Below are 14,048 nucleotides of genomic sequence, written 5' to 3'. Positions count from 1 at the left end.
GGGAGCCGTTGATCGCATCGGTCGACGTGGCGGCGATCCGGCCGGCCGCGACGTTCTGGATCTGCCGCTCGGCGCCCGCGGCCCCGACCGAGACGACGCTGGTCGGCGCGTCGCCGGCGAAGGTGTAGGCCGTGCCTCCGAGCGTGGTGCCCGAAGTCGGCGTCGGCGCCGTCGTCACCGAGCCCGAACCCAGGGCGACATCCCCGGCATTGTTCGCTACGGCCGTGTCACCGAAGGCGAGCGCACCGGCGGCCAGCGCACTGCTGTCGTTGCCGAGCGCGACCGAGCCCTGGCCGACCGCCACGTTGCTGTTGCCGATGGCGACCGCGCCGGCCGCCTGGTTCGCCGCAGTGGCGGTGGCCGTGCCGTCGGCATTGGCGATGTTGTCCGCGCCGCCGGTGAAGGCGCCGGTGCCGCTGGCATAGCTCGGATCGCCAATCGCGACTGCGCCGTCGCCATAAGCGGTGTTGCCCGAGCCGATCGAAACCGCCTTGCCGCCGGTGGCGACCGCGTTGGTGCCGAGTGCCACGGCATCGTCGGCGTCGGCCATCGCATTGAGACCGATTGAGGTCGTCCGGCTGGCGGCGACGCCGATGCCAGCGTTCGTGCCGAGCGCGATATTGTCGCTGCCGGACACATTGTTGCCGGCGGAGGCCGCCTGGGTGCCGTCGTAGGTGACGGTGCCGTCGCCGCTGCCCAGCGCGATGTTCCGCGTGCCCGTCACGCCGGCGCCCGCGCCCTTCTGGGTGTTGGTGAGCCCGCCGCCGATGGCGACGTTCTGGGCGCCGCTGACGAATTGGCCCGCTCCGGTGCCCATGGCGACGGAGCTGACATTGGCGATCGTCGAGCCGGAGCCCGAGCCGTTGCCGACCGCCACTGCGCCTTCGGCGGTGGCATTCGCAAATGCGCCCACAGCAGTGGCGCTCTGGCTCACGGCCGATGAGTCGACGCCCATGGCCGTCGCCCATTGCGCGGTCGCCTCGGCAGACGAGCCGATTGCGACGGCGCTGCTACCGGACACGCTCGCCCTGTCGCCCAGGGCGATACCGGAGGCGGCGTCCTGTGCGGTCGCAGCGAGCCCGAAGGCGATGGCGTTGGGAGCATTTGCGACAGTCGTATTGGCCCCGATGGCGATACCACCGGCGGAAGCGGCATCGACCATATCGCCGATAACACTGGAACCGATGGCGATGCTGGCGTCTGCCAGCGCGTGCACCTGATTGCCCAGCGCGGTGGCGTTGACGCCTGCTGCAATGGCATCATAGCCAATGGCCGTGCCTTCGAGGCCGCTCGCATCGGCCATATAGCCAATCGCAACGCTCTGGCGGTGGCTCGCATTGGCGTCCCGCCCTATGGCGATTGCGTTTATTTGCGTCGCCGTGCTCAGGCGCCCAACACTGATGGCGTCGACGGCCGAGGCCGTCACATCGGTGCCGATCGCGATCGCGCTTTCGCCGGTAGCACCCGCTGTCGGAAGTGTACGCGCACCGAGGACGATGGAGTTGATCGCGGTCGCCTCCGCATCGAAGCCGATCGCAATGGCGTTCTGCTGGGCTCCGTTTGCGCTGGTTCCCAGGGCGAGGCCGTCCGTCCCGGCCGACCCTGCGTTGATGCCGACCGCGATCGCCCTGCCGCCCGTCGCGCCGTCGTTGTTGTAGTTGCCGCTTGGGAAGCCCCCGTCGTTGACGCTGAAGTAGTGCGGCGTCGCCCCCGCGATGCTGGTCGCGAGCGTGTCGATCGCCTGGTTCGTCGCGTAGAGCTGCGAGCCGTTGATCGCGTCGGTCGAGGTGCTGCTGATCCGCCCCGCCGCGACATTCTGGACCTGCCGCTCCGATCCCACGTCCCCCACCGACACCACGCTCGTCGGCGCGGCGCCCGCGAAATTGTACGTACTGCCCCGGATGACGGTGCTGGCGGTAGGCGTCGGCGCCGTCGTCACCGAGCCCGAGCCCAGCGCCACGTCGCCGGCATTGTTCGCTACCGACTGTCGACCTAACGCAACAGAGTCCTGAGCGGCCGAAGTGGCACTGCCACCCACTGCAATTGCGCCATCCGCCTGAGATGTGGATGCCAATCCGATGGCGATTGCGGCCCGATCCAATGCCTGGGCGGCGGAACCGAGCGCCACGGAGTCACGGCCGGAGGCCTGTGCACCGCCTCCGAATGCGTCACCAATGGCGATAGCTCCCGCATTTGTCGCTTGGCCGCCGCCGATGGCGATCGCCATCGTATCCAATGTTCCACCGCCGGTGGCCTGCGCACCCGACCCCAACGCCACGTCGCCGCTGCTATTGGCAACCGCCGTATCGCCCAACGCAATCGAGCCCGCACCAAGTGCCTGGCTGGTGCTGCCAAGGGCGACGCTGCCCTGGCCGACGACGATATTCTGGTAGCCAATGCCGACCGCACCCTGAGCGGGCGTGCCGGCGACAGTTACCGCCTGTCCCCCGCCGCCGACCATGTTGGTGTTGCCCATCGCCACCGAACCGTTGCCCGTAGCGGTATTGTCCAGGCCTTGGGCGATAGCGCCGTCGCCGGTCGCGGTATTGGGATCGCCGATCGCCACGGCGCCATTGCCGCTTGCCAGGTTGCCCGCGCCGACGGCCACAGCCCTGCCGCCGGTAGCGGTCGAGCCGGTGCCAATGGCCACGGCGTCTTCGGAGTCGGCCAGTGCGCCCGTACCCGCGGCAATCGCGTTGACAGCGGATGCGGCGGCGTTCCTGCCGAGCGCAACGGCGTTCAAATCGCTCGCCGCGGCGCTGCGGCCAAGCGCCGTCGCGGCGATTCCGGAAGCGTTGGCCGAGATCCCGAGCGCGACTGCGCTGGCCGCAGAGACGTTGGCCGAATTGCCGATCGCGATGGAATTGATGTCGGAAACGGCGCTGTTGTAGCCGATCGCCAGCGACGCATCCCCCGTAACAGTCGCCCCTAGACCGATGGCCACTGAGTTCGCGGCCCCTGCGGTAGCGTCGAAACCGATCGCCGTGGCAGCCTGAAACGAAGCCTCCGAGCTTGTGCCGACAGCCAAGGCGTTGTTGGCGAGGGCCTGAGCACCCACACCATGTGCGAGTGCGTTCTGCCCGTTGGCAACACTCGTGCGCCCGATAGCCATCGAGCTGAACTGCGCGGCCGTCGCGTTCAAGCCGAGGGCCATGCTGCCGTTGGAACCGGTCGCGGTGGCGTTCGTGCCCAAAGCGACATCGTCGGTGCCGCTCGCGATCGCGTTGTAACCGATCGAAGTCGTCGCGTTACTCGTTACGCCAATGCCCGCATTGGTGCCGATCGCGATGTTGTCACTGCCCGATACAAGGGAGCCTGCGGCGGCCTGGAAGCCGTCGCCAAGCGCGACGGCGCCATCGCCAGCCCCCATTGCGACATTCCGCGATCCCGATACGCGAGACCCTGCACCTCTCATGACGTTGGGAATGCCGCCACCGATGGCGGTATTCTGGGCACCGCTTACGTACGATCCGGTCGCGACGCCCAACGCAACGGAACCGGAACTGGCAATCGTCGAACCCACGCCTGCGCCGTGCCCGACCACAACGGTGCTTGCACCGAAGGCGCGCGTGTCATGACCAAGTGCAACGGACGCAATGCCCAATGCCTGGCTGTTGAATCCTATCGCCACTGCCTCGTTGGCATTGGCGACCGCGCTGGAGCCGAGCGCAGTTGCCCCCTCTCCCGTGGCCGAGGCCTGATAGCCCATGCACGATGCGGTGGTGGCGTACCTGTTGTAAGGTGCTGCAGTGCAGTCCACGGTCTGTGCCTGCGCCGGCGACGCGAACGGGATCGACAAGGCGAGCAGCGCGACGCCCGCGTGCAGGCCGACCGTCCGGGCGGTGGGGAGCCAGTCGCGGCCTTCCTCGGCTACGCCGGCACCTGCCACGGCCGCGGCAGCGGCGGATCCGCCGAAGCCCAGCGCGCCAACACCCAGCTCCTCGCGATCGACCCCGAGCTCGCGATGGGCCCGGCGCAGAACCGACATCAGGCGGCGGCGCTCCGACCAGCTCGCCCCTTGCACACCGACGACCCAGTTATCGGCGAAACCCTCGCGGCGAAGCTGCTGCGAAGCGGACCGGACTTCGAACATGACCTATTCCCCTTTTGACCCGCCGCGGCGCCTTCACCCGTCGGCGAACGAACACAGACAAACCCCCGCCGCACGTCGGCGCGCGAGCGCACTCCACCACCAAGACCCGAAATTTGAAGATGGAGGGCCGGGACGACGAGCTTGCGCCCGTCCCCGGCCCTCACCGGCTCACCGGCCGTCCCTGCCTTGAGCCACCGTTACGGCGACGCAGGTTTCGCCCGCGGCGACAAGCAGGGCCTGGCCCCGATTGCCGCCGAGCTCGTAGAGCGGGACGCCGGACAGCATGCCGGCTTGGCTACTGCCGGCCGGCAGCAGAGGGACGACGTCCCGGCACGAACGCTGGAAAGGCGCCACGCGAACCAGCTGCCCCTCGCAGCCCTGGCCGATCGGCGCGGCAAGGACGATGCCCGCCGCCTGACCCCTATGCTCCGGCGTGCTGTAGGTCATCCCGACGAGGCCCTGAATGCCATGCTCGTCGGGCGACGTGCGTTCTGCCCGGGCCTGGACGCCATGCTCCGCACCGAGAGCCACGGTGTTGCCCATCGCCGAGAAGAGTTCGACGCAGCGGCGCGCACCAATCCGTTCGGCCTGGTCCCGAAAAGCGTCGGCGACCGGCGCCGGCGCCTCTGCAGGCTGGGCCGACTGAGCGCCGGCCTGCGTGCTGCCCGCGACGAGCGCAGCGCCCATCGCAACCTTCATGAAACGCGAGAGGCGCGTCCCACCAATGATTGTACCCACCCTAGTTCCCCGTTTGGCAGCCCCGCTATCTTGTCTCCAAGACCGGAAGCTTTGCGCCCTGCCGTCACCGACAGTTTGCCGTTTCACCCCAGGTCGCTTCTTCGGCATTGCACAAGATCGTCATTCCAACCTTGCTGGTCGACTGAGACGAACTTACGCCGCCCTAATCGACCTGCCACGCAACCACCCTCAAGAACAGATCGAGCGACAACCCGATTCTGTTCTAATGAGCCTAGATCAATCAGATATCGGCGCAATATCGGATGAATACGGTAGGTTTGTTCAGTCCGCAGTTACTTATCGAGAGACAGCAATCGATTGCAGCCGACTGGGGTCTGTCCACGACAACTGGCCGTCATCGGATTACCGAGACGGAAATTGTGGGCTTATTTTGCAATCCTGCAGTTTGATCATATACGAGTGGAAATTCGTTAAGAAAGTGTTAACTTCACAAGGGCTTCACATGATTTTACATTTTTCAGAACGGCGGTCGGCCCCAGCGGCCGACCTGGAGCCCGCGTGGAAGATGTTTCAGGCGACAATGTCGAACATGGCTCCCGGCCGAGGCAAGGTTCATCGCCTTCGGAACGGCAGCGGCAACTGCGAGCTTCGGGACCGGCGCGCACGGCAGCTCTCCCCGGCGGGGCAAGCTCCTCGCAGAATGGATTATTACCGTGCGCGGAGCTGCGGAACCCGTTGACAGCATCGGTCGACGTGGACTTCTTCGCGAGGATCTGCACGATTTTTGCGATGCCAAGCGGACATTCCTCAGCCGCAGGCGGCAATGACGAAAAGCAGGCGACGAGCGGCGTTCGCTTAGCTAGGGTGCGGCGATGGTCAGATCCGCAACCGACGTGATGCACGATATCCTGGTTTCCGCCGTCATCGAGTCCATCATGGCTCTCAAGACCGCGTCCAAGGGATTACCGAACACTTTGCTGCGCGACCTCAACGCCATCCATGCGAACACGACTTTCGCGGACCTGCCGAAGGAGTTGCAGACGACGATCGCGGACGCGGTCCGCTCGGCCTTCACGCAGCTGCACAAGGAAGGCTATTCGGTGTCGGGGGTCCGGGCCGAAGCCCCCCGCTCGCCGCCCCCCAGGCATGAGGGCCGACCCCCGCCCCGCGGGCCACGACCGGGCGCGGGGCCGCGCAAGCCGGACCGGAGCGGGACGAAGAAGCCGGGACGGGATGGCCGGGGGCCGAACAAGCCGAGAGGGCGCTAGAGTCCGATTCCGACGGCAGGGGTCGTGAAATCCAACGGCCCCAGGACGCATCATTCCGTCGATGGCAGCGGCAATTCCGGATCGGAGCCGCGCTCCAGACGAAGCGCTTCCTTCTCATAATCTTCGGCGAGGATCAGGAGATTAGCCGCGGTCTGCTGGTCGGTGCTCCCCTCAGCCAGCTGGCGGCACTTCGCGGCCTGCGCCCGGCAATAAGCGGCGTCGGACATGCGGATTCTCCGGTAAACCCCTGAGCGTCGCCTTAACCTCGATCAATGCCAAAGTCATCCCGCCATCGGCGGAGTGAGCGGCGTGCAGGTTCGGGCGAGGGTCCTTGCGGCCGCACGCGAGCCATTCCCGCAGAAGCGTCAGGCGAGGCCGGCCACGAGCCGCCGGTCGACGGCCTCCTGGGCCGTCATGTACCAATTGTGGATCGCGCGCCCGCACAGCTCGTCCACGCCGATGTCGCTCCCTTCGGCGAGGCGGCGGAAATTCTCGTCCTCCAGGGCGAGACCGGTCCTGATCTGTGCGGCCAAGGCCTCGACCTCGGCAAGGCTGGCGCGCATCGGGCCGGAAACCTCGACCGTCTTGTCGAGTTGCCGGCAGTGGATCAGCAGGATGGCGTCCGGGGTCAGCCAGCGCTCGGCGCTGGAAAAGGCGGACATGATCGTGACTCCGGCGGAATAGACGACCGTCTTGCCGACGAAGGACAAGCGCCGACTCCCCATCTGCGAGCGGGCGCGGTCGAGATCGAGCACGATCCGCCGCGCCATTTCCGCATCGCCACCCAAGGTGGTGACTTCCATGGCGACATCGCCGCCGCCGTCGGCAGCCTTCCGGATCTGTTCGATGACAGATCTCGCGGATTGATCGTTCAACTGGCCGACCAGCGAGATGATCGGCGACGCCAGGCACGGAGGCGCTCGCTCGTCGCTGCCACCTGATAATCCGAATTCGCCCTGGGCCATGCCTTCCCCATCGTCGCGGCTTTACCCGGATGAAGAGGCAACCTGTCAGGTGCGGCGGGGCTTCCGTTTCGGCTTTCGGCGAGGCCTATGCCGGAAGGTCTACGACCACGGCTAAGCTGCCCGTCCGATTGATCTGGGCCCGGAATGCTGGAATATCCGGTCTCGACTCGGCCAGTGATACAAGCTTGCTGACCGTATTCGGCCGCGGGTGGGCGCTGCATGTCGTCGAACGCCCTCGCTGATGTGGAGCCGGCAGGCTGCCGGCTACACATATTGGACGTCCCGTCTCACGTGCGGAGGGTGGGAATGCTGAACGTGCTCGTCGTCGAGGACGATCCGAACGTCGCTTCGATTCTCAAGGAGCTGGTGAATCTCCATGACGGCTTCCACGTCGTCGGCCTGGCCGATAATCTTCAATCGGCGTTGACCATCGCCAAGGACGCGAACGTCCAGGTCGCCCTCATCGACATTCACCTCGCCCGCCTCGACTCGGGCTATCAGGTCGCGGCGGAGCTCAAGCCCCGAGGAATAAGCTGCGTCTTCGTCTCCGGATTCGAGCCATCCTTTCCGATCCCCGAACTCGCTGCGGCGCATATCTCCAAACCGTGCACGCCCGAAGCGGTCGGCGCAGCCCTCGCCCTGGCTTCGGCCGATCTGTACCAGCGCGGCGAGCAACCCGGGGCCGGAGCGAGCCTGGCTCAGCCAGTCCTCGCCGGACCCGGAGATCGGGCGGCGCAGGCATCGGAATAGATCCCGATCGGCCCGCCAGTCATGGGTGCGGCCCGGCGCGCTGACGGCCACCGCACCAGCAGGACTGCCCGCCGTCACGCCCGCGATGCCGCACCTCCGCCGTCCCGAACCGCGCCGCAGCGCACCAGCTCGGTCACCACCCAGTCGCAAAATTCCCGAACGGCGGCGGGCGGATCCTCGGCGACGAGGAGATGATGGGCGCCGGGACCCCGGACGACCTGCTCGAACGGCATTGCCAGCCTGCCCTGCGAGACGAGCGGGCCGAACAGCGCCGGCGAAAGCAAAGCGACGCCGGCTCCGTCCAGGGCCGCCGCCGCCGCCAGTTCCTGCGTCGGATATTGCACCGACGCATAACGGGCGGATGCGTGGTCCACGCCCGCGCAAGCAAACCAATCGGGCCACCGCTCGTCCGGAAGCAGCGGAAGGCGGAGCAAGTCCTCCGGGGCTTGGAGGCGTTCGCCGGCCGCAAGCCCGGCGCTCAACATCGGCGCGCCCTCCACGGGCACGCTGGCGAGCGAACGCAGTCCGGGCCAGGGGCCGGCGCCGCTGCGGATAGCGACATCGAACGCGCCATTCTCCTCCAGCTCCGTCGCGACGCTGAGCCGGACCTGCGAACCGCCCGCAGGCCGAAAGGAAGCGAGCCGCGGCGCCAGCCAGCGGGCGGCAAAGGTGGGCGCTGCGGTGACCCTGATGACCGGTTGGTCGCGCACGTCCTCCACCGCCGCGCGAAGCGCCTCGAGCGCGCGCCCGATGCGACCGGCGAACGCCGCTCCGGCCTCGGTGAGCGCGACGCGCGGGCCGTTCCTGCGGAACAGGCGGCAGCCGAGATCCCCCTCCAGGTCGCGGATTCGCAGGCTTACCGCCGTCGGCGTGACCCCCAGTTCAGACGCCGCCTTCGTAAAATTGCCATGGCGTGCGCACGCCTCGAACACGCGCAGAGACTCGAGCGGGGGCATGCGGCGATTCATGGACCATATGAAGCACAGCTTCATGTGGACGTTAAGTTTCCTCGTTTTGGCTTCGCGGCGGGTCCGGGCACCGTCGGGTCATGTCCAACGGCAACCTTCTTCCGCCGCTCGGGCGACGCACCGTTCTCGCGGGGCTTGCCACGCTTTGCGCCGCCAACGGGCGCGGCCACGCCGATCCGCCACGGCTCAGCCTCATCGAGGCCCCCTGCAACCTCGGGCTGCGCCCGCCGCGTCCGCGCCACGAACCCGGAACGTGGCGGGCGCCGGAGACGCTGCGCGAGCAGGGCCTTCACGCCGCGCTGATGCCCGCCAGCACCGTTCGCCTGCCGCGGCCGACCTACCGTTTCGAGGCGCAAGACGGCACGCGCATTCGCAACGGCAACGAGCTGCGGCGCTTCAGCGAGCGGCTCGGGGCGTCGGTACGCGACGCCCTTGACGGAGGCACCTTTCCGCTCGTGATCGGCGGTGATTGCAGCATCCTCCTGGGCTGCCTCCTCGGCGCGCGTGCGGCCGGCACGGTCGGGCTCCTCCACATCGACGGCCACAGCGACTTCTTCCATCCGGAAAACTATGACACGCAGGCGCGCCTCGGCACCGCGGCCGGAATGGATCTCGCGCTGGCGACCGGCCGCGGCGAGCCCCTTCTCGCCTCCTGGGACGGCAGGCCGCTCGTCGAGGACCGGAACGTGGTCCAACTCGGAGAACGGGACGAGCTCGACCCGGATTATGCCTATCGGGACATAGAGGAGACCAAGATTCGCCGAATGCCGATCCGGGAGATGCTTCGCTCCGGAATCGGGACGAGCGTGGAACGGGCGCTCTCGTCCTGCGGGGATCCGGGGCGGCCCCTCTGGCTTCACCTCGATCTCGACGTCCTCGACGCGCGAGTAATGCCGGCGGTGGATTCTCCCGGATCCCCCGGCCTCGACTTCCACCAGCTCGCAACGCTCCTCGCCGGCCTGCTCGCCTCGAAGCGGGTGATCGGGATGAACGTCGGCATCTACGATCCGGACCTCGATCCCGATCGGCGGCATGCGCGGGCGATCGTCGCGTCGCTGACGCAGGGCCTCGCGCCGCTGAGGCAAAGGACGGGAGCATGAAGGCGGCGAACATGGAAAAGCGGCTGGCGGGCATCGCCGCCGCGGCTGCAATGCTGGCGGCGACCGAAGCCGGCGCCGCGGGACGAGCCCCCGAGGCCTGGACCCCGGATGCAATCTCGACTGAAGGGTATGAATCCTCCCCTGCGTTCATGCCAGACGGCCGCGAAATCTATTATGTCGCGGCCGACGCGAACTTCCGCGGCTGGCGAATCATGCGCTCGCGATGCGACCGCGGCGCGTGGTCGGCGCCGGAGGAGGCATCCTTCTCGGCGCCTGCCCCGACGATCGAGGCAGATCCCTTCATCACGTCCGACGGCGGCAGGATCTACTTCGTCTCGGCCCGCCACGATCCCGCGAATGCGGACTTCGACATCTATCGTGCCGAGCGCCGGCAAGACGGCTCATGGTCCGAGCCCGTCCGCCTGCCCGAACCGGTCAATTCGCCCGCGTCGGAGCTGCTGCCACGGGTCGACGGCAGCGGGCGCCTCTATTTCGGATCGGCACGCGCCGGCGGCTTCGGGCAGAGCGACATCTATGTGGCCGACGAAAGGGCTCCGGGCGAATGGAGCGTCGAAAATGTCGGACCGCCGGTAAGCACCGGCGCAAACGAATATGAGGCCGAGATTTCGCAGGACGGCAGCAGACTCGTGGTCGTCGCCGACCGGGGCGACCGTTCCCATCTCTATACGTTCGAGCGCCGGCCCCGCGGCTGGGTCGAGACCGGCCGGGTAGCGGGGCGGCTCGACGTCTTCCAAGTGGGCCCACTTCTCTCCCCGCGAGGCGAGTGGCTGCTCTTCTCGCAGGCCCACGCGGCCAGGTCCGGAGAGATGTTCCTGGTTCCGCTCGTGGACCGGCCCACCGAGCGCTGGCCGCCCGGATGTCGGGAGGATTCCCCGGGCGCCGCCGCTACGAGCGACGAACCGAGCTGAGATTCGCGAAGCTCCTCACCGTCGAAATCGCCAGCGGTGCCCGTCTCGACGGCAGCGCCGGAGCATCCTAGTCTGGCCCAAGCGGCGCAGCGGAAAGCGGTCTTTCGCCTCGCGCAGGCGGGATTGCGGGCTGTCGGACGAGGTCGAGAAGGATGAGGCACGCATGCTCCCGTTCCAGCCCATGTCTGGGGGGGGTGAAGTGACGTTTTCAGGGCGGCATCCGAGATCCATCGTATCGCGGGCATTCGCCGCGCTGCTTTCCTCCCTGGCCGGCGCGCTCTTGTTCGCCACGCCGGCCGCGGCAGCGGGCGAGACGGTGACCGCCTTCGTCGGCTGCCGGATCGTGCCTAGCGCGGCCGGACCGGCGATCGAGGACGGGATCCTGGTGATCCGCGGTGCCCGGATCGAGGCCGTCGGGAGCGCGCGCGAGGTGGAGGTGCCGGCTGCGGCGGACCGGATCGACTGTGCCGGCGGAACGTTGCTGCCCGCCTTCTGGAACAGCCATGTGCATTTCATGGCGCCCGAATGGCGGAACGCCGGACAGCTGCCGGCGGACCGCCTGACCGCGCAGCTCGGCGAGATGCTCACCGGCTACGGTTTCGCGCACGTCGTGGATACCGGATCGGATCTCTCCAACACCCTCGCGCTGAAGCGGCGCATCGCCTCGGGTGAGGTTCCGGGGCCGAGCATCATCAGCGCAGGAAACGCCCATGTCGGCGCCAATGGGACGCCCTATTACATCACCGATGCGAAGCTTCCGGAGCTCCACGGACCCGCCCAGGCCCGCAGCGTCGCCGCCGAGGCGATCCGCGCCGGCGCCGGCGCCGTCAAGCTGATGAGCGTCTCGCTCACCCGGGAGCAGCCGTTTCCGTCGATTCCGGCGGAAACGATCCGGGCGGCGGCCGAAGCGGCGCATGCCGCCGGCGTGCAAGTGCTTGTCCATCCCACCAACCGCCGCGGAGTCGAACTCGCTATCGAGGGCGGAGCCGACATATTGCTGCACACGGCGCCGATCGGCGGGCCCTGGGACACGACCTTCGCGGAACGGATCGTGCGCGCCGGACTTTCGCTGGTCCCGACATTGAAGCTCTGGGCCTATGAATCGGCCAAGGAGAACGACCCCGGAAGAGCGCAGCGTTTCGCAGAAGTTTCCCGGCAGCAGGTGGCGGCATTCCGTCTGGCGGGCGGCCGGATCCTGTTCGGAACGGATGTCGGGTACATGACCGATTTCGACCCGACCGACGAATATGTCGAAATGGCTGCGGCGGGCATGTCGGCGCGCGACATCATCGCGGCGCTGACGGACCATCCCGTACAGATTTTCGGATCGCCCGAGCGGCAGGGGCGACTGGCGGCCGGCCACGATGCGGACGTCGTGCTGCTGGACGGCGATCCGGAGAAGGACGTGAGAGCCTTCAGCGACGTCCGGGCCACCTACCGCGCGGGGCGGCGGATCTACCAGCGCACGTCCGACCTGGACCCATCCTAGTCGGGGGGAACGCCTAGTCGACGTCGCACGCCCTGCTTCCCTCCGGCGCCGTTTCGAGCGATAGGCGCGAGCTCGACGCCACGGATCCGCGGAGGAGAGGCAGGCATGAACCACCAGGGCTGATCACCATCCTTGCCCTCGTGTCTCGAGCGAAAGCCGTTCCATGTCTCCCGCCATCACTGTCGCAAACGTCACCTGGCAGACGCCGGAGGGGCGTCGGATATTCTCAGGCCTCGATCTCAGCCTCGGATATGGCCGAACGGGGCTGGTCGGCCGCAACGGGACCGGCAAGACGACCCTCCTGAGGATGGTCGCGGGAGAGCTCATGCCGGCGAAGGGCTCCATCTCCCGCACCGGCACGGTGGCGATCGTGCGCCAGACGCTTCAGGTCGGCGCTCGGGAAACGGTCGCCGACCTATTCGGGATCGCGACGGCGATGGCCGTGCTTCGCCGAGCGGAGGAAGGAAAGGCGACGCTGGAGGAATATGCGGAAGCAGACTGGATGCTGGAGGAGCGCGTTCGGACCGCCCTGGAAAGCGTCGGCCTCGCTGCCGAAGCCGACACGCCCCTCATCCGTCTTTCGGGTGGCCAGCGCACCCGCGCCGCCCTTGCCGGCGCCCTTTTCCGCGATCCCGACTTCCTCCTGCTCGACGAGCCTACGAACAATCTCGACCAAGACGGGCGCGAAGTCGTCCGCGCGCTTGTGGCGAGCTGGCGCAAGGGCGCCATCGTCGTCAGCCACGACCGCAAGCTGCTCGAGGAAATGGATGCCATCGTGGAGCTGACCGGCATCGGCGCCACCCGCTACGGCGGCAACTATTCCGCCTACCGCGAGCGCAAGGCACTGGAGCTTGCCGCTGCGGAGCGCGAGCTTGCCGAAGCCGACAGGCGGATGGCCGAGGTCCGGCAGAGCGCCCAGGCGAATGCCGAGCGCCAGCAGCGCCGCGATGCCGGCGGTCGCCGAAAGGCCTCGAAGGGCGACATGCCCAAGGTCCTGCTCGGCGCGCGCAAGAACCGCGCGCAAGGCACGAGCGGGAGCCATGCTCGGCTGGCCGAGCGGCAGCGGGCGAATGCCGCGGAAAGCCTGGCGGCGGCGCGCGAACGTGTCGAAATGCTGCAACCCATCGCTCTGTCCCTTCCGCCCACGGGCCTGCCGGTCGGGAAGACCGTCCTCATTCTCGACCATGTGACCGCCGGCCATGGACCGGAGGCCCCCGTGATCGAGGACCTCTCCTTTACCGTGACCGGGCCGGAGCGGATCGCGGTGGCGGGACCGAACGGGTCCGGCAAGACCACGCTTCTCCAGCTGCTGACAGGCGATCTCCGGCCCTGGTCAGGCGACGTACGACTGTTCGTAAAGGCGGTGATGCTCGACCAGAAGGCCGCCGTCCTGGACCCGGTCCTCACCATTCGGGACAACTTCCTGCGAATGAACGCCGGGTCGACGGAGAATGCCTGTCGGGCCGCGCTCGCCCGGTTCGCGTTTCGCGCCGACGCCGCCCTTCAGACCGCGGGCACCCTCAGCGGCGGGCAAATGCTGCGCGCAGCCTTGGCCTGCGTTTTGGGCGGGGAAGAATCGCCCCAGCTTCTGATCCTGGACGAGCCCACCAACCACCTCGATCTCGAATCCGTCCAGGCGATCGAAGCCGGCCTGCAAAGCTATGACGGCGCATTGCTCGTCGCGAGCCACGATGCCGCCTTCCTCGAGGCCTTGAGGCTGGATCGCCGGCTCACGCTTCCGACCGCCAAGCCTGCCTTCCAGGCCGGAGACATTCGAAGCTGATCAG

At 67.7% G+C, this 14,048-nt stretch carries 11 protein-coding genes and 1 riboswitch; of the genes, 6 read left to right on the top strand and 5 right to left on the bottom strand.

Annotated features, from left to right (window positions below; all coding sequences use genetic code 11):
* Positions 1 to 4,093, bottom strand: a 4,093-nt coding sequence (locus EKM57_RS07235) for an S-layer family protein (protein WP_206185332.1), incomplete at its 3' end; no start/stop codon positions are given.
* A 168-nt stretch (positions 4,094 to 4,261) separates the two neighbouring features.
* Positions 4,262 to 4,831 carry a hypothetical protein gene (locus EKM57_RS07230; RefSeq protein WP_129791792.1) on the bottom strand — a complete coding sequence of 190 codons (570 nt, stop codon included), beginning with the start codon at positions 4,829 to 4,831 and terminating at the stop codon, positions 4,262 to 4,264.
* Positions 4,832 to 4,843: 12 nt separating this feature from the next.
* Positions 4,844 to 4,921: riboswitch (cyclic di-GMP riboswitch) on the bottom strand.
* A 743-nt stretch (positions 4,922 to 5,664) separates the two neighbouring features.
* Between EKM57_RS07230 and EKM57_RS07225 the strand changes: the two genes are divergently transcribed.
* Positions 5,665 to 6,060, top strand: coding sequence for a hypothetical protein (locus EKM57_RS07225; RefSeq protein ID WP_129791791.1), 396 nt, complete (start codon positions 5,665 to 5,667; stop codon positions 6,058 to 6,060).
* 50 nt (positions 6,061 to 6,110) lie between these two features.
* Here the strand turns inward: EKM57_RS07225 and EKM57_RS21800 are convergent, their stop codons facing one another.
* Entirely contained in the window at positions 6,111 to 6,287 is a 177-nt protein-coding gene (locus EKM57_RS21800; protein ID WP_165357240.1) for a hypothetical protein, read from the bottom strand.
* Positions 6,288 to 6,425: 138 nt separating this feature from the next.
* Complete coding sequence (locus EKM57_RS07220; RefSeq protein WP_129791790.1) at positions 6,426 to 7,025, bottom strand: ATP-dependent Clp protease proteolytic subunit; 600 nt, start codon at positions 7,023 to 7,025, stop codon at positions 6,426 to 6,428.
* Between the two features lie 306 nt (positions 7,026 to 7,331).
* On the opposite strand from EKM57_RS07220, the gene EKM57_RS07215 reads away from it, so the two are divergent.
* Positions 7,332 to 7,775, top strand: a complete 444-nt coding sequence (locus EKM57_RS07215) for a response regulator (protein ID WP_165357238.1) — start codon at positions 7,332 to 7,334, stop codon at positions 7,773 to 7,775.
* A 74-nt stretch (positions 7,776 to 7,849) separates the two neighbouring features.
* On the opposite strand, the gene EKM57_RS07210 is transcribed toward EKM57_RS07215, so the two are convergent.
* Positions 7,850 to 8,731 (bottom strand): LysR family transcriptional regulator, encoded by an 882-nt coding sequence (locus EKM57_RS07210; RefSeq protein WP_129791788.1) that lies wholly within the window; start codon positions 8,729 to 8,731, stop codon positions 7,850 to 7,852.
* Positions 8,732 to 8,823: 92 nt separating this feature from the next.
* On the opposite strand from EKM57_RS07210, the gene EKM57_RS07205 reads away from it, so the two are divergent.
* From EKM57_RS07205 to EKM57_RS07190, 4 genes are all read left to right on the top strand, one after another.
* Positions 8,824 to 9,843: an arginase family protein gene (locus EKM57_RS07205; protein WP_129791787.1), complete on the top strand. Its 1,020-nt coding sequence runs from the start codon at positions 8,824 to 8,826 to the stop codon at positions 9,841 to 9,843.
* Positions 9,840 to 10,772, top strand: coding sequence for a PD40 domain-containing protein (locus tag EKM57_RS07200; protein ID WP_129791786.1), 933 nt, complete (start codon positions 9,840 to 9,842; stop codon positions 10,770 to 10,772). Before EKM57_RS07205 ends, EKM57_RS07200 begins: the two co-directional genes overlap by 4 nt.
* 280 nt (positions 10,773 to 11,052) lie before the next feature.
* Positions 11,053 to 12,261, top strand: a complete 1,209-nt coding sequence (locus tag EKM57_RS07195) for an amidohydrolase family protein (RefSeq protein ID WP_206185331.1) — start codon at positions 11,053 to 11,055, stop codon at positions 12,259 to 12,261.
* 163 nt (positions 12,262 to 12,424) lie between these two features.
* The gene (locus EKM57_RS07190) at positions 12,425 to 14,044 is read left to right on the top strand and encodes an ABC-F family ATP-binding cassette domain-containing protein (RefSeq protein ID WP_129791784.1); all 1,620 of its coding nucleotides are present in this window, start codon (positions 12,425 to 12,427) and stop codon (positions 14,042 to 14,044) included.
* Positions 14,045 to 14,048 lie beyond the last annotated feature (4 nt).

Source organism: Sphingosinicella sp. CPCC 101087, from assembly GCF_004151485.1.
In the GTDB taxonomy this organism is placed as follows: domain Bacteria; phylum Pseudomonadota; class Alphaproteobacteria; order Sphingomonadales; family Sphingomonadaceae; genus Allosphingosinicella.
Note: the sequence above shows the minus strand (reverse complement) of the source record. Positions and strands in the feature narration are given on the sequence as shown.